Raw genomic sequence first — 15,963 nt, 5'->3', positions numbered from 1 at the left:
GGGGGGTTTCTATACTCGGCCTTTCTTTCGTCACGGTGTCGCCACATGGATCTGGCCGCATGAACCAGGCAATCTCGCACGACTCGGCGCCTCACAGCGCCTGGCGCCTGACGCCGATCCCGGCTTTCGACGACAACTACCTCTGGATGCTCGACAACGGCCGGCAGGCCCTGGTCGTCGATCCCGGCGATGCCGCCCCGGTCCTTGCGGTCCTTGCACAGCGAGGGCTGGAACTCGCGGGCATTCTAGTAACCCACCACCATGGCGATCACGTCGGCGGCCTCGTCGAGCTGCAGGCCCACGCGGGCTGCCCCATCTACGCCCCTGCCACCGAGACCATCCCCGGCCTTGTCGAGCCCGTGCGTGGCGGCGATGGGGTCGAACTGCTGGGCCGCCGCTTCGAGGTGATCGACGTGCCCGGCCACACCGCCGGCCATATCGCCTACGTCTGGGCTGGCGCGGGCGACGAAGCCCCGCTGCTCTTTTGCGGCGACACGCTGTTCAGCGGCGGCTGCGGCCGGCTGTTTGAGGGCACACCGGCCCAGATGCTGGCCTCGCTCGACCGCCTGGCCGCCTTGCCCGGCGCCACGCGCGTCTGCTGCGCCCACGAGTACACGCTGTCCAACCTGCGCTTTGCGCTGGCCGTCGAGCCCGGCAACCAGGCCCTGGCCGCCTACAACGCCTGGTGCCAGGACGAGCGCGCCGCCGGCCGCCCCACCCTGCCCTCCAGCATCGCGCGTGAGGCCCAGATCAACCCCTTCCTGCGCAGCCGAGCGGCCGAGGTGCGCACCTCGGTGCTTGGGCACGCGGCGCTGGCGGGCACGGCCGACGAGGTGCAGGTGTTTGCCGGCCTGCGCGAATGGAAGAACAACTTCCGATGACACCCAGCTTCACCACATCGCTGCGCCGGCTGGCCCTGGCCGGCCTCACGCTGCTGCTGGCCGCCTGCGCCACGCCGCAGACCGATCTGACGCCCAGCGTCCGCAACGAATTGCCCAAGCCCTGGGCTGCCTCGCCCGCCACGGCCGCCGAGGCACCCGCCGCACCGCTCGCCGCCACGCCCACGCTGCAGGCCAGTGACCTGCTGGAAGACGCGCTGCAGCCCGGCCAGAAGGTGGACCTTGCCGCCCCCGACGCGCAGGCCGACCTCTGGAGCCGCGTTCGCGGGGGCTTTGCCATGCCCGACCTGGACGACGCCTGGGTGCAAAAGGCCGAGGGCTGGTATGGCGCGCGGCCCGACTATGTCGAGCGCATGATGTCGCGCGGCCAGCGCTACCTGTTCCACATCGTTGAAGAAGTGCAGCGCCGTGGCCTGCCCACCGAGCTGGCCCTGCTGCCCTTCATCGAAAGCGCCTTCGTCACCACCGCGCAGTCACGCGTCAAGGCCACCGGCATGTGGCAGTTCATGCCCGCCACGGGCCGCGACTTCGCGCTCAAGCAGAACATCTTCCGCGACGACCGGCGCGATGTGCTGGAGTCCACCCGCGCTGCGCTTGACTACCTGGAGCGGCTCTACAAGCAGTTTGGCGACTGGCACCTGGCGCTGGCGGCCTACAACTGGGGCCAGGGCAATGTGGCCAAGGCCGTGGCGCGCAACGAAAAGCTCAAGCGCCCAACCGACTACGCCAGCCTCAAGTTGCCGGACGAGACACGCTACTACGTGCCCAAGCTGCAGGCCATCAAGAACATCGTGCTCGATGCCGGGCGCTTGGGCCTGGCCCTGCCCTCGGTGGCCAACCACCCCTACTTCCTGTCGGTGAAGCTGGAGCGCGACATCGACGTCGAGCTGGCTGCGCAGTTTGCCGGCCTCTCAGTGGAGGAGTTCAGCCTCTTCAACCCACAGTCCAACAAACCCGTGATCCTGGCCGCCGCCTCGCCGCGCGTGCTGCTGCCCTATGACCAGGCCGGCATCTTTGCCCGCAACCTGGCCGAGCATCAGGGCCCGCTAGCCAGTTGGACGGCCTGGGTCGTGCCCAAGACCATGTCCACGGCCGACGCCGCCAAGCGCTTTGGCCTGGCCGAGGCCCGGCTGCGCGAGCTGAACCAGATCCCGCCCAAGATGCTGGTGCGCGCGGGCTCGACCCTGCTGGTGCCGCGCGACGCCAAGGACGCCGACGACGTGGCCGAGGCCATTGCCGAGAGCGCCCGACTCAATCTCACGCCTGACCAGCCGCCGCTGCGCAAGCTGGCCCTCAAGGCCGGCAAGGCCGACACCGTGGCCAGCGTGGCTGCGCGCTACAAGGCCTCGCCACAACAGGTGGCGAGCTGGAACAAGGTGGGCGTCAATGCCCGCTTCAAGCCCGGGCAGACGGTGGTGGTCTACACCGCGCCGCCAGCCAAGGCCAGCAAACCGGTGCAACTCGCCGTGGCCAACAAACCCGCCCGCGGGCGCTAGTCCCCAGGGCGCTTCAGCCCACGAAGAAGAGCGCGATGCTCAGGCCCAGGCCGGTTGCCCAGAGGCAGGAGCGCAGCGTCGCCTGGTCAGCCAGATAGGCTGCGACATAAGCGATGCGGCAAGCGACGAAGGCCATGGCCAACTGATCGACCCGCGCCGCGCCCAGATGCGCCTGCTCTGCGACCAAGACACCGGCAATGAAGATGGGCAAGGCTTCAAAGCTATTGGCCTGCGCGGCATTGGCACGCGCCGCCCAGCCCTCCAGGCTCTCAGCCCAAGCGCGTGGGTTGTGGTTGTCGTAGCCACCATCCCGACGGCGCTTGCCAAAGCCCCCGGACTTGGCAAGCCCCGCACAGACGATGGGCAGCAGGCAGGCGATCAAGATGCAGATGTGGGCGATGGACATGCGAGGCTTTCGAAAGACTAGGCGTTAACGACGGTCGACAAGGGCGTGGGCGATCGTGGAGAGATCGACGTACTCCAGCTCGCTCCCCACCGGCACACCGCGCGCCAGCCGGGTGGAGCGGATGCCGCGCGCGCGCAGCGCCTCGGCCAGCACATGGGCGGTGGCTTCGCCCTCTGCCGTGAAGCTGGTGGCCAGGATCACTTCTTCGACGCCTTCTAGCGCCCGCGCCAGCAACTCGGTCACCCCGATGTCGCGCGTGCCGATGCCGTCGAGCGGCGAGAGCCGCCCCAGCAGCACGAAGTAATAGCCACGGTAGGAAGCGGTGCGCTCCAGCGCTGCCTGGTCGGCCGGCGACTCGACCACACAGAGCAGGCGCGCATCGCGATCGGGGTCCGCACAGACGCGGCACAACTCGGTCTCGCTGAAGGTGTGGCAGCGCTGGCAATGCTTGATGTCCTCGCCCGCCGCGCGCAGCGCCTGCGCCAAGCCCTGCATGGCCGCACGGTCGTGCTGTAGCAGATGAAAGGCCATGCGCTGCGCCGACTTCTGCCCCACGCCGGGCAGGCGCTTGAGCGCGTCGATCAGGGCGTCTAGAGAACTCACCCGAAGACCTTAACCCACAGTCTGACAACGCCAGGCGCGGGCAGGCTGACGCTCGAAAACCCAGCGGCACCCATGGAACCGGCTTTGCCGGGCCATCGGGTGCGCCCCCTTGAGGGGGAGCGCGCAGCGCAACGGGGGTGGGTCATCAAAATGGGAACTTCATGCCGGGGGGCATGGGGAGGCCCGCCGTCAGCTTGCTCATCTTCTCGGCCGAAGTTGCCTCAGCACGCCGGGCAGCGTCGTTGAAGGCGGCGGCCACCAGGTCTTCGAGCATGTCCTTGTCATCGGCCAGCAGGCTGGGGTCGATGGTGACGCGGCGCACCTCGTGCTTGCAGGTCATCACGACCTTGACGAGGCCGGCGCCGCTCTGGCCCTCGACCTCGACATTGCCGAGTTCGTCCTGGGCCTTCTTGAGGTTGTCCTGCATCGCCTGAGCCTGCTTCATCAGGCCGGCGAGTTGTCCCTTCATCATGGTGCTGTTCCTTTGGAGGTAATGGGTTGGACCGAGCCGGGCAGGATGCGGGCTGACGCGAACTGCGCCAGCAAGGCCCGGGTCAGCGGGTGTTCAGCGGCAATCTTCTCGGCCGCACGTTGTTCGGCGCGGGCGCGGGCCACGGCGCGCAGGGCCAGCGAATCCTCGGCCCGACCGGGCTCGATGTCGAGCTTGCCCTGCAGCGCGGCCTCCAGCTTGGCTACCAGGGCCGGGGCGCGCAGCGACTCGCGCTCCACGCGCAGGCGCCAGGTTTCAGCCGTGCCAGGCGCCGGACAAGCGAGCGGCTGCGCCTGCCAGGCCAGCTCGCGCACCAGGGCCGTGAGGCCCAGGCCCTCGACCCGCGCGGCCCAGGCATCGCCCTCGGGCGTGAGCACGAGTGGCGTCTCGGCGCTGTCGGCCGGCGCTGTGGCCAGCGGTGGTGCAGCGCCCGGGTCGTCGGCCTCCAGCCAGGGCGGCGGGGCGTCGTCGGGCGGGGCGTCTTCCTGCGCCTGGGCTTCCACGGGGCGGGGGCGCAGGCGCTCGCTGAGCTTGCTGGGTTCGGGGGCTGTGCTGCGGCGGAACTCGGCGCGTGGCTCGGCGACATGGGGCGCTTGCACCGCTGGCGCTACTTGCACGACGGGCTCGGGCTTCGGCTCAGGCTTGGGCTCAACGAGCTTGGGCAGCGGCACCTGCACCACAGCCTTGGCCACCGCTGCGGGCCGCACCAGCGGCTGCGCCGGGGCACGCGGCGCCGCCTTGGCCTGGGCCAGCACCGGCGCGGGCCGGAAGCTCAGCATGCGCAGCAGCACCATCAAGAGGCCTGCGTATTCGTCAGGCGCCAGCGGCAGCTCCTGCCGGCCATGCAAGGCCATGCTGTAGATCAGCTGCACCTCGTCCGCCGGCAGCAGGCTAGAGAGGCGGCGCACCTCGGCGGTCTCGGGGTCGGCATCGTCCAGCGCGGCGGGCACCGCCTGCACCAGGGCCATCTGCTGCATCAGCTGCGCCAGGTCTTCCAGCGTGCCGGCGGCCGACAGCCCAAGGCCGCGCAGCGCGTCCACCTGGGCCACCACGGCCTCGCCACTGCAGGCCGCCAGGGCGTCCACCAGGCCCACCACATGGCCACGGTCCACACTGCCCAGCATTTGGCGCACGCCGGCTTCGGCCAGGCTGCCGCTCCCAAAGGCGATGGCCTGGTCTGTGAGGGAGAGCGCGTCCCGCATGGAGCCGCGCGCCGCCCGCGCCAGTTGGCGCAGCGCACCGGCGTCAAAGGCCACGCCCTCGGCCTGCAGCACATTGGCTAGGTGCGACTGCACCTCGGGCGCCGACATCGGCCGCAGATTGAACTGCAGGCAACGCGACAGCACGGTGACCGGCACCTTCTGTGGGTCGGTCGTGGCGAGCACGAACTTCAGGTAGTCGGGCGGCTCTTCCAGCGTCTTGAGCATGGCGTTGAACGCCGGGGTCGAGAGCATGTGGACTTCGTCGATCATGTAGACCTTGAAGCGCCCGATCACCGGCTTGTAGACCGCCTGGTCCAGCAGCTGCGAGATCTCCTCGACACCCCGGTTGGAGGCGGCGTCCAGCTCCACGTAATCGACAAAGCGGCCCGCATCGATGTCCCGGCAGGCCGGGCACACACCGCAGGGCGCATTCGTCACACCGCCCTGGCCATCCGCGCCCGTGCAATTGAGGCTCTTGGCCAGGATGCGCGACACCGTGGTCTTGCCCACGCCGCGCGTGCCGGTGAAGAAGTAGGCGTGGTGCAGCCGGCCCTGGGTAAGGGCGTTGGACAGGGCCTGCACGACGTGCTCCTGCCCCACCATCTGCTCGAAGCTTTGCGGGCGGTACTTGCGTGCGAGAACCTGGTAACTCATGGGCGGCGATTCTAGGAGGCGGCCCTCATCGAGCCGGCCACCGATAATCCCGCCCCATGAGTTCCACCGCCCCCCTCACCTACGACCAGGCCGGCGTCAATTACGACCTGATCGACCCCCTCAAGATCGCGGCCCAGCGCGCCGCTGCCGCCACCGGCGCCCACCTGGGCGGCCACGGCTTCAGCGAGGTGGCTGCCTCGCGTGGCGAATCGGCCTATGTGGTCGACGTGGGCCCCTTCTACCTGGCCTCGATCGTCGAGTGCCTGGGCACCAAGACCCTGGTGGCCGACGAGATGGCCACGCTGACGGGCAAGAGCTTCTACGCCTCGATCGCGCAGGACACCATCGCCATGGCGATCAACGACCTCATCACCGTCGGCGCCACGCCCCTGGTGGTGCAGGCCTACTGGGCCGCCGGTGGCAGCGACTGGTTTGGCGACGCCCAGCGCGCCCAAGCCCTGGTGGCCGGCTGGAAAGCCGCTTGCGACACCTGCGGCGTGGCCTGGGGTGGCGGCGAGACGCCCGCTTTGGCGGGCATCGTGGCCGATGGCCGCGTGGACCTGGCGGCCTCGTGCACCGGCCTCATCAACCCGAAAGAACGCCTCAGCGTCGGTGACGACCTGGGCCCCGGCGATGCCATCGTGCTGCTGGCTTCCAGCGGCATCCATGCCAACGGCCTGTCGCTGGCCCGCAAGCTGGCGGAGCGGCTGCCCAATGGCTACCTGACCGAGATTGCCCCGGGCCTTAGCTATGGCGAAGGCCTGCTGGCCCCGACCACGCTCTACTCGCCCGTGACCGAGGCGCTCTGGAAGGCCGGCATCGTGCCGCGCTACAGCGCCAACATCACCGGCCACGGCTGGCGCAAGCTGCTGCGCCACCCAAAGAGCGTGACCTACCGCATCCACACCGTGCCCCCGAAGACGGCGGTGCTTGACTTCATCCAGCGCCAGGCCGGCCAGGACGACCGCGAGGCCTACTCGACGCTCAACATGGGTGCAGGCTTTGCGCTCTTCGTGAAGGCCGAGGACGCCGAACGCACCGCGCAGATCTCGCGCGACTGCGGCATCGATGCCTGGGTGGCGGGGTGTGTGGAAGCGGGCGAGAAGCAGCTCTTGATCGAGCCGCTGAACATTCGCTTCGGCGCTGACGATCTGGCCCTCCGATAGAATCTGTCCCTGACGGGCCTCCCCGCATGGAAGCGCGCCCAACCGGGTCAGGTGGGGAACCAAGCAGCCCTAAGCGTTGCGACCAGTGCCGGGGGTAAGGCTCGTCACCCTCCCCCTCCCTTCATCCGCCGGCTTGGCGGAAGGCCATCACGGCCTGGTTGCGCAAGGTGCGCAGCAGGGACAACTCCTTCTCCCCCAGCTCGATGCCATTGGTCGACACCTTGTCGGCGTAGATGAGGCCGAGCGGCGCGCCCTTCACCATCAGCGGCAGCAGCAGGAAGCTGGAGCCGCGCAGCTCGCCCGCGTACCAGGCGGGCAGGCGGTTGGCGATGGTGTTGACGTCTTCGATGCAGGTGTCGGCGCCCTTCATGCAAACGGCGGCAAACAGGTCGCGCGCCTGGGGCCCGAGTTCGATGCGCATCTGCGGCGCCAGGCGCTCGACGCCCTCGCCCACGCCCAGCCTCCCGGTCAAGGTCTGCCCGCGTGAGTCGCGCAGGCAGAAGATGACACGGCGGAAGCGCAGCGCACGGTAGATGGTCTCCAGGATCATGCGCAGCACGGCATTGAGCTGGAACTGCTCGACCATCGCGTCGGTGATGTCCTGGATGCCGGCGGCCAGCATCTGGGTGGCGCTCTCGAGGTCGTCGCGTTCGCTGACCAGGGTCTGGGTGCGGTCGAGCTTGATCGTGGCTTGCAGCTGGTGCGGAGCCAACGAGTCCTGCGGCGCAGCCGTCAGCGGCGCCAGCAGGCGCTGGGCCACCGAGTCGCGCGGCAGCAAGATCTGCATGGCCTCGCTCATCTGCGCCAGGCGCTGGCGGGCGCGGTCGGCCGCCGCATCGAACTCGTCGGCGCCCACGCCCAGCGCCCGCGCATGCCGCTGGGCCAGGGCCACCACGCGGGCGTGCACCTCGGCGGGCGGTGTGTGCAGGATCAGGTCGGCCACGTCGTTGGCGGCACGGGCCAGCCAGCGCTGGCGCTCGGCGGTGTTCTCGATCAGGCGGCCGGGTGCTTCGCCCACCGGGCGGTGCATGGCGTTTTGCAGCGACTCGGGCAGGCCCCATTCACGCGCCACGCCCAGGCCCAGTTGCTCGTAGCTCATGCCCAGCACCTTGGCCGAGGCCGCCGCCTCGCTGAGGGTCGGGGCGCCCGATTCGCTGGGCTGCAGGTAGCGCCGCACGGCCTCGGCTTCCTCAGGGAAATAGAACTCGGTCAACATGCGCCCGAGGTGGTGGAAGAGCGCGCACAAAAAGGCTTCTTCGCCAGCGCCCGGGTCGTGGCACAACTCGCGGGCGAGCGAGCCCGCCATCAGGCAGCGCAGGAACTCCTCGCGCAGGCGCTGGGCATGGCCCTTGTTCTCCATGCGCTCCAAGAGCACCAGCGAGAGTGCCAGGTTGCGGATGCCGGCAAAGCCAATCAGGGCCACGGCGCGCGAGACCGTGCTGATGGTGCCGCCCCCGGCGTGCCGGAAGCCCACCGTGTTCACCAGGCGCAGCAGCTTCTGCGTCAGCGCGACGTCCTTGAGGATCTCGTTGCTGAGGTTGGCGAGGCTCTCGGTGTCGGACTGCGTGAGCCGCTGGATGCGGCCAATGGCCTCGGACATGGCCGGGAAGTCGCTGCGGTGGCGCATGCGCCGCAACAGGAAGTCGAGCACCGGCGCCTCGGCGCTGGTGGCATTGGGCACCTCGGCCGGGCGCAGCCAGGCCAGCAGCGCGTCGTGGAAGGCCCGCGCGCTGGGCCAGCGCTGCTGCGGGTCGCGCGCCAGGCCACGCTGCACGATGGCACGCAGCGTGTCGTCCACGTCGGGGTTGAGGCCATGAGGCAGTTGCAGGTCCTGCTCACGCACGCGGCGCACGGCGCGCCAGGGGTCGGGGTCGTGGTTGAGGCGCGTGCCGCTGAGCATCTCGGCCAGCAGCACGGCAGCGGCAAACACGTCCATGCTGGGGTGCGGTGCCCGGCCTTCAGCGGCCTCGGGGCTGAGGTAGCCGGGGGTGCCGACGATGCGCTCGGGGTTGGCCACCAACGCCGCGCTGGCGGACACGCGGGCCGCGATGCCGAAGTCCATCACCCGCGGCCGGCCGCGGGTGTCGAGCAGGATGTTGGTGGGCTTGAGGTCGCGGTGCACGATGCCGGCCGCGTGGGCGGCCGTCAGCGCATCCAGCACGGCCAGCAGCAGGCCCACGGCCTCGCGCGCGGGCAGGCGGCTGCGGTCACGCAGGCGGTCGGCCAGGGTGCCGCCCTCCACGTACTCGAAGACGAGGTAGCTCTGGCCGTTCTGCGTGTCGGCCTCGAAGACCGGCACGATGTGCGGGTGGTTGAGCCGGCTGACGGCGCGGGCCTCGTGCAGCCACTCGTCCACGCTGCCGAGTTCCGTGCCCGGCTGCAGCACCTTGATGGCGACTTCGCGGTCCAGCAGCGGGTCGTGCGCCAGCCAGACGGTCGCCTGGGCGCCCTCCCCCAGACGGCGCAGCAGGCGGAAGCGACCCAGCGTTGGCACGGGGTCCATGGCCGTGATCACTTGGTGGCGCGGGCCGTGAGGCGGGATCGGAGCGAAGGCGCCGCCGCAGAGGCAGCGCCTTCACGCAGGTGGCTGGATTCGCCCTCCAGGTCGGGCGGGGCCGGTCGCTCGGCAGCGCGCTCGCGCGCCTTCTCGGGCGAGCCGAACAGCGCTTCCTGCACGTCCTTGGCACCGATGCTCAGCGGCTTGGCATAGCGCCGCGTCACCACGTCCAGCGCCGCGCGGCGGCGTGTCTCGGGCAGGCCGAAGCAATCCACCAGTTCATTGGCCAGGCTGGCCGTCTGGCGCAGCAGCTCCACGTCGTCCATGGCCTTGTGCACCGGGGCATCCACGGGCAGGCGGCGGGACATGCGCATCACGTCGTCGCCCAGGTGCCAGTATTTGGTCAGCGCCGTGCCCAGGGTGTCCATGTCGCAGCCCAGCACGGCGTAGGCGGCCGCCTGCTCGCTCATGCCCACGGGCTGGGGCTGGTCCTCGGTGGGCTCGGGCACCTGCATCAGGTGCTGCATCTGCAGCGCGTCGTCGGGCAGGTGGTAGGCCAGCAGCAAGCGGCCCAGGTTCTGCAGGATGACGATCAGGAAGGTGACCTCGCTGTCATAGCCGGCCGGGCGCAGCGCCTGCGCCACCTCGCCGGCCTTGGCCACGCGCTGCATCACGGCCTTGAGCCGTTCGGCCGCCTGCGGCTGCAGCACGCCGGGCCAGGGCTTGAGCGTGCTGACTGCCGCATGCAGGCCGTCAAGCCCGATCATCTGCAGCGCCCGCTGGATGTTGAGGATGGCCTCGCCCTGGTGGCCCTGCTGGCGCAGCGCGTTGTTGACGCGGCGCAGCAGCTCCAGCGTCAGCGCCATGTCCTTGAGCACCAGCTCGGACAGCACATTGGTGTGCTGCGCATCGAAGCCGCTGTTGCCGCCCAGTGCCCGCCGCAGCGAACCCGAGGTGGACGGCAGGTGGCCGTTGCGCTGCATCTTGTCCAGCAGCAACTGGATGGCGCCGCCTTCGTCCTGCTGGGCCACGAGGCGCCAGCCTTCCAGCGCACGCAGGAAGGTGCGCGCCAGCAAGTAGCGCTGGCGGGCCTGGCGGTCCGTGGCGCGGTTGCAGATGGCGCGCAGCGGGTCGGGGATGGGGTGCGGGGTCTCCCAGCCCAGGCGGATCACTTCCTTGCCCAGAGGCTGCATCTGCTGCACCACGGCGTGCAGGTCGGCCTGGTCGAGCGGGCGCTTGCCGCTCAGGATGCGGTGCAGCAGCAGGCCGGCGCAGAGGATGTCCTCCTCGGCTGACTCGCGCACAGCACGGCGGGTGACGGTGTTGAAGTCCACGTTCGCCGGGAAGACTTCCTGCGCCACCTCCAGGCCAATCAGGCGCACCTTGTGCTGGGCGTCGATCAGGAAGTGCGCGGGCTGGATGTCGCGGTGGGCATGGCCAGCCTCATGGGCAAAGGCCAGGCCTTCGAGGAACTGGCTCATCCACTCCGCCGCCTCCAGCGGCGTGGGTGCGGCAGTGCGCCGCAGCCGCTCGTCCAGGGTCTCGCCCAGACTGCGCTCGTAGGCGATGAACGGCCATTGCTCGACGCGGCCCACCTCCATCACCGGGGCCAGCTTGGGGTGTTCGATGCGCGCGCCGGCATTGGCCATGCTCATCCAGTGGGCCATGGCCGCCTCGCTGTTGGGCGCCACGCGCGGCATGCACAGGATCAGCTCGCGCCCGATGCGAGGGTCGGCCGCCAGCCACACCATGCTGCGCTCGGTCTTGGCCAGCAAGGCGCGCAACTCAAAGCGACCGAAGGCCTTGACGGCGCTTCGTTCGGCGGCAGCAGGGGCGGAGGAGGAGGACGGAGACTCGGGCACGGCGACACGGCGGCTACAAAGCCGCGCTGGACAGGCCGTTGATTGAAACTCAATGCAACAGCGCACAACGCGCCAAGCCTACCGGGTCTGGGCAGGAGTTCACACCCGGTGCACCAGCGGGCGGGGCACTGTGGCGCGGGGCGCGCCTATTCGTCGTCAGCCGCGCTGGCGCCCAGCTGGAGCAGGCGCTGCGTCGCCTCGTCCGGGAGCGCCTCGACGCTCTTGAGCTTGCGCGTCATCTGGCGGGTGCGGGTCTCGGCGGCGTCGATGGTGTTGGACGCCTCTTCGAGCTTTTTCTTGGTCTTGGCCAGCACCTCGCCGAACTTGCCGAACTCGGTCTTGACGGCGCCCAGCACCTCCCAGACCTCGGCACTGCGCTTCTCTAGCGCCAGGGTGCGAAAGCCCATCTGCAGGCTGGTGAGCGTGGCCAGCAAGGTGGTGGGGCCGCAGACCATGACCTTGTGCTCGCGCTGCAGACCCTCGACGAGGCCGGGGCGGCGCAGGGCCTCGGCGTAGAGGCCCTCGGTCGGGACGAAGAGGATGCCGAAGTCCGTGGTGTGCGGCGGGCCGATGTATTTCTCGCGCAGGCTGCGGGCCTCTAAGCGCAGGCGGGTCTCGATGGCCTTGCCCGCAGCTTCAGCGGCGGCCGTGTCGGCGCGCTCCTGGGCGTCGAGCAGGCGCTCGTAGTCCTCGCGGGGGAACTTGGCATCGATCGGCAGCCACAGGGGCTGGCCGTCGGCCCGCTGGCCCGGCAGCGCAATGGCGAACTCGACCCGCTCGCTGGAGCTCGGCAGCGTGGCCACGTTGGCAGCGTACTGCTCGGGCGTGAAGACCTGCTCCAGCAGGCCGGCCAGTTGCACCTCGCCAAAGATGCCGCGCGTCTTGACATTGGTGAGCACGCGGTTGAGCGAGCCGACATCGCGCGCCAGGTTCTGCATCTCGCCCAGGCCCTTGTGCACCTGCTCCAGGCGGTCGGCCACCTGCTTGAAGCTCTCACCCAGGCGCTGCTCCAGCGTGGCGTGGAGTTTTTCGTCCACGGTGGCGCGCATCTGTTCGAGCTTCTTCTCGGTGTCCTGCTGGATCTGGCCGAGGCGCTGGTCCACGCGCTGCTGCATCTCGCGCAGTTGCTCGCGGATGGCGTCGGTCAGGCGCAGCAGGGCTTGGTCTTGCGCCTCGCGGGCGGCAAAGCCCTGGGCGGTGAGACCCTGCTGGAACTGCCCGAGGCCGGCCAGCAGCTCGGTGCGCAGCGCAGCGCTGGATCGCGCCAGCTCGTCGCGCAGCTCGCGCTCCAGGCGCTCGCTGGACTGTTGGACGGACTGCTGGACCAGGGCCGCCACATCCACCGCCGGCCCCTGCGGCCGGCTGCGCCAGACGAGCAGCGCCAGGCCCGCCAGCGCCAGCAGCACCGCCAGCAGGAGCAGCTCCACCAGCGTCATTTGGGCAGCAGAGCCTTGATGGCCTGGGGCAGCTCGGCCGCAACCAGGGCCTTGAGCGCCGCCAGCCGCGCCTCAGGGCTCATCGTCGCAAACGGGTTGGCCACGCCGCGCTCCACTGGCAGGCGCTGCCCGACGATGATCGACTGCTCCTTGACGAGGCGGTAGTCCTTCATGTCTACCAGGGCGACGCGCAGCGACAGGTAGGCCGCCAAGATGGGCAGGCCCGGGTTGCCGTCGATGCCGATCTGGCCGGTGGGGCGCAGGTCGATGACGAAGCCGGCCCCCTCCAGCGGCGTGGCGATCTTGTCGGGCAGCGCGGGCACCAGGGCCGGCGCCTGCTGCGCCCGGGTGACCAGGAAGAGGTGCGTGGCGCCGCCCTGCCGCAGCGCGTCACCGAGCGTACCCGGCAGGGTGAGCTTGCCGTCCACGAAGAGGCCCGCCGGATCGCCAAACAGGCTGCGCGTGGACGTGGTGTAGGTCTTGATCTCGCGGTCGGGCGCGGCGGCCTTGACGGCGTCAGACACGGCCGCCAGCAACTCAGAGTCAAACAAGGAGCCGGGCGACAGCTGCCAGGAGCCGGCGTGGGTGAGGTTGCCCCGGTCAGCCTGCAGGGTCAGCAGTTGGATGCCTTCGCCGGTGACGGCCAGCGCAGTGAGCTTGCGCTTGGCCACGGCCGGCGCCGAAGCGGCAGCGCCTGCCGCGTGCGGCTTGGCGGCCGGCGCGCTGGCCGGGGTTTGGGCGCTTGTTTGGGCGCTTGTTTGGGCACTTGTTTGGGCGCTTACCAGCAAGGGCAAAGCAAGCAGCAAGGCGAGAAGCACTCTCATGTCTGGCGTTCGATAACTTCGGGGTTGAGCGCGGTGAGCGGCGGGCGGCCGCTCACCAGGGCCAGCAGGTTGTCCACGGCCAAGGCGGCCATGGCGGTGCGGGTCTTGATCGTGGCGCTGGCGATGTGCGGCGTGAGCACGGTGTTGGGCAGGGTCAACAGCGCAGGGTTGACCTGGGGCTCGCCCTCGAAGACATCGAGCGCCGCCGCACCCGGGCGGCCCGCCCGCAGCGCAGCCACAAGGGCGTTTTCGTCCACGATGCCGCCGCGCGCCACATTGGTCAGCGTGGCGGTGGGCTTCATCAGCGCGAGTTGCTGCGCGCCCACCAGGTGGTGCACGGCGGGCGAGTAGGGCAGCACCAGGATGAGGTGATCGGCCTCGGCAAACAGCTCGTCCTGCGAGACATAGCGTGCGCCCACCGCAGCCTCGGTGGCGGCATCGAGGCGGCTGCGGTTGTGATAGATCACGGGCATGCCAAAGCCGTGGTGGCCGCGCCGCGCAATGGCCTGGCCGATGCGGCCCATGCCGAGGATGCCGAGCGTGGCGCCGTGCACGTCGGCGCCGGCCAGCAGGTCCCAGCTCCAGCGCTGCCAACGCCCGTCGCGCAACATGCGCTCGCCCTCGGACATGCGGCGTGCAGCGGCCATCATCAGCGCAAAGCCGAAGTCGGCAGTGCTCTCGGTCAGCACGTCGGGCGTGTTGGTCACGACGACGCCGCGCGCGGTGCAGGCGGGCACGTCGATGTGGTTGAAGCCGACCGACACCGTGCTCACGAAGCGCAGCTCGGGGCAGGCGTCCAGCAGCTCGGCGTCGATGCGCTCGGAGCCGGTGATCATGCAGGCGAGCTTGCCCTGCAAGCGCTGCAGCAGCTCGGGCCGGGGCAGCACGACGTCGGGCTCGTTCAGGTCCACGTCGAACTCGGCATGCAGCCGTGCGAGGACGGCGGCGGGCGCCTGACGCGCCACCAGCACTGCGGGCCGGGGGCTTGCCACTCAGTCCTCCAGGAAGCGCGTGAACTCGGCCACCGGCTCGCGTTCGGAGACGAGGCTGTTCTCCACCGCCGCCGGGTCGGCCCAGCCCAGCGACATGCCGCACACCAGCATCTGCTCGGGCGCCAGCTGCAGCTCGTCGGCGATCAAGGCATGGAACTGCGTGAACGCCGCCTGCGGGCAGGTGTGCAGGCCTCGGGCGCGGGCGGCCGTCATGATGTTCTGCAAGAACATGCCGTAGTCCAGCCAGGAACCCTGCTGCATCACGCGGTCGATGGTGAAGATCAGGCCCACCGGCGCGTCGAAGAAGCCGAAGTTGCGCGCGTGCTGGGCCTGCATGCGGGCCTTGTCGGTCTTGCCAATGCCCAGCAGGCCGTACAGATCCCAGCCCACCTTGCGGCGCCGGTCGATGTAAGGGCTGCGCCACTCCAGCGGGTAGTAGGCGTACTCCTCGCGGTGGGCAGCGTTCTGGTCGGGGTCCAGGTAGGCGGCCGTCACGCGCGCGGTGAAGCGCTTCAAGGCAGCGCCGGCGAGCGCGTGAACCTGCCAGGGCTGGGTGTTGGTGCCCGAGGGCGCTCGGCTCGCCACGGCGAGGATCTCTTCCAGCACCGACCGAGGCACGGCGCGCGGCAAAAAGGCGCGCATGGAATGGCGCGTCAGCAGCGCGGCGTCAACGGCCGCAGTCTGTTCAGGGGTGGGGAGGTCGAAAGCATTCACACACGAAGTCCTTGCAGGGCGGACCGGCAGGCGGCGCGCGCCAAGGGCGGCGCATCGATGAGTGCATTCTTTCACGGAGCCTTGGGCCCTTTGGAGGACGAAGGCCATGGCCATGGCTTGCGCCGCCGGTGGGCTCGGTCGCAAACTGACATACACGCACAGTCAGGCGCAGCCCGCGCATTCGAGGAGCAGTACGACATGAATCGCAAACCCTGGGCCACACTCGCCCTCAGCCTCGCGACCTGCCTGCTGGCAACACCCGCACTGGCGCAGAACGCCAGCCGCGACGACGCCACCGCGATGGTCAAGAAGGGCGTGGCCTTCATCAAGGCCAATGGCGTGGAGAAGGCCTACGCCGAGATCACCGCCAAGAACGCGCAGTTCGTCAAGAACGACCTCTACCTGGTCGTCTACGGCATGGACGGCAAATGCCTGGCCCACGGCGCCAACGAGAAGCAGGTCGGCAAAGACCTGATCGACCTCAAGGACGTAGACGGCAAGGCCTTTGTGCGCGAGCGGGTGGAGCTGGGCAAGGCCAAGCCAGGCGGCTTCTGGCAGGACTACAAGTTCACCAACCCGACCACCAAGAAGATCGAGCCCAAGCAGATGTACTGCGAGCGCCTGGGCGAGACCCTGGTGTGCGGCGGGGTCTACAAGCACTGACACGGCAAGACCGGGCTTCAGCCCGGCGTGATGCATCAACGAGGGAGGCGCCCGACGCG

Annotated in this window: 14 protein-coding genes and 1 other RNA gene; 5 read left to right on the top strand and 10 right to left on the bottom strand. The window is 69.6% G+C overall.

Translation table 11 applies throughout. The annotated features are described in order from the left end of the window. Positions 1-59 precede the first annotated feature (59 nt). Both gloB and ABDJ85_RS11575 read left to right on the top strand, forming a co-directional pair. A complete protein-coding gene (gene gloB, locus ABDJ85_RS11580) occupies positions 60-881 on the top strand; it encodes a hydroxyacylglutathione hydrolase (RefSeq protein WP_347704936.1) in 822 nt (273 codons plus the stop codon). Further along, on the top strand, positions 878-2,395 hold the full coding sequence (locus ABDJ85_RS11575; protein ID WP_347704935.1) for a transglycosylase SLT domain-containing protein: 1,518 nt from the start codon (positions 878-880) through the stop codon (positions 2,393-2,395). Before gloB ends, ABDJ85_RS11575 begins: the two co-directional genes overlap by 4 nt. 13 nt (positions 2,396-2,408) lie before the next feature. Here the strand turns inward: ABDJ85_RS11575 and ABDJ85_RS11570 are convergent, their stop codons facing one another. From ABDJ85_RS11570 to dnaX, 4 genes are all read right to left on the bottom strand, one after another. Then, positions 2,409-2,801: an MAPEG family protein gene (locus ABDJ85_RS11570; protein WP_347704934.1), complete on the bottom strand. Its 393-nt coding sequence runs from the start codon at positions 2,799-2,801 to the stop codon at positions 2,409-2,411. A gap of 24 nt (positions 2,802-2,825) precedes the next feature. Beyond that, on the bottom strand, positions 2,826-3,404 hold the full coding sequence (gene recR, locus ABDJ85_RS11565; RefSeq protein ID WP_347704933.1) for a recombination mediator RecR: 579 nt from the start codon (positions 3,402-3,404) through the stop codon (positions 2,826-2,828). Positions 3,405-3,549: 145 nt separating this feature from the next. Further along, positions 3,550-3,876: a YbaB/EbfC family nucleoid-associated protein gene (locus ABDJ85_RS11560; protein WP_347704932.1), complete on the bottom strand. Its 327-nt coding sequence runs from the start codon at positions 3,874-3,876 to the stop codon at positions 3,550-3,552. Beyond that, complete coding sequence (gene dnaX / locus ABDJ85_RS11555) at positions 3,873-5,750, bottom strand: DNA polymerase III subunit gamma/tau (protein WP_347704931.1); 1,878 nt, start codon at positions 5,748-5,750, stop codon at positions 3,873-3,875. The genes ABDJ85_RS11560 and dnaX overlap by 4 nt, the downstream gene beginning before the upstream one ends. 56 nt (positions 5,751-5,806) lie before the next feature. Here dnaX and ABDJ85_RS11550 point away from each other — a divergent pair, with 56 nt between their 5' ends. Next, a complete protein-coding gene (locus ABDJ85_RS11550) occupies positions 5,807-6,916 on the top strand; it encodes an AIR synthase related protein (RefSeq protein WP_347704930.1) in 1,110 nt (369 codons plus the stop codon). Positions 6,917-6,927: 11 nt separating this feature from the next. Next, positions 6,928-7,025: signal recognition particle sRNA small type (gene ffs, locus ABDJ85_RS11545), an RNA gene on the top strand. Positions 7,026-7,037: 12 nt separating this feature from the next. On the opposite strand, the gene ABDJ85_RS11540 is transcribed toward ffs, so the two are convergent. The 6 genes from ABDJ85_RS11540 to ABDJ85_RS11515 form a co-directional block, all read right to left on the bottom strand. Further along, positions 7,038-9,419 (bottom strand): protein kinase domain-containing protein, encoded by a 2,382-nt coding sequence (locus ABDJ85_RS11540; protein ID WP_347704929.1) that lies wholly within the window; start codon positions 9,417-9,419, stop codon positions 7,038-7,040. Positions 9,420-9,427: 8 nt separating this feature from the next. Beyond that, on the bottom strand, positions 9,428-11,275 hold the full coding sequence (locus tag ABDJ85_RS11535) for an HDOD domain-containing protein (protein ID WP_347704928.1): 1,848 nt from the start codon (positions 11,273-11,275) through the stop codon (positions 9,428-9,430). Between the two features lie 146 nt (positions 11,276-11,421). After that, positions 11,422-12,705 (bottom strand): DNA recombination protein RmuC, encoded by a 1,284-nt coding sequence (locus tag ABDJ85_RS11530; RefSeq protein WP_430765546.1) that lies wholly within the window; start codon positions 12,703-12,705, stop codon positions 11,422-11,424. A 2-nt stretch (positions 12,706-12,707) separates the two neighbouring features. Then, positions 12,708-13,535 carry a hypothetical protein gene (locus ABDJ85_RS11525; RefSeq protein WP_347704926.1) on the bottom strand — a complete coding sequence of 276 codons (828 nt, stop codon included), beginning with the start codon at positions 13,533-13,535 and terminating at the stop codon, positions 12,708-12,710. Then, complete coding sequence (locus ABDJ85_RS11520; protein ID WP_347704925.1) at positions 13,532-14,527, bottom strand: 2-hydroxyacid dehydrogenase; 996 nt, start codon at positions 14,525-14,527, stop codon at positions 13,532-13,534. The genes ABDJ85_RS11525 and ABDJ85_RS11520 overlap by 4 nt, the downstream gene beginning before the upstream one ends. Further along, positions 14,528-15,169: a nitroreductase gene (locus ABDJ85_RS11515; protein WP_430765545.1), complete on the bottom strand. Its 642-nt coding sequence runs from the start codon at positions 15,167-15,169 to the stop codon at positions 14,528-14,530. A 270-nt stretch (positions 15,170-15,439) separates the two neighbouring features. Between ABDJ85_RS11515 and ABDJ85_RS11510 the strand changes: the two genes are divergently transcribed. Beyond that, positions 15,440-15,904, top strand: coding sequence for a cache domain-containing protein (locus tag ABDJ85_RS11510; protein ID WP_347704923.1), 465 nt, complete (start codon positions 15,440-15,442; stop codon positions 15,902-15,904). Positions 15,905-15,963 lie beyond the last annotated feature (59 nt).

This window comes from Roseateles paludis (genome assembly GCF_039872745.1).
GTDB lineage: Bacteria > Pseudomonadota > Gammaproteobacteria > Burkholderiales > Burkholderiaceae_C > Pelomonas > Pelomonas paludis.
The sequence above is the reverse complement of the archived record's forward strand: the minus strand, read 5'-3'. Positions and strand labels throughout refer to the sequence as shown.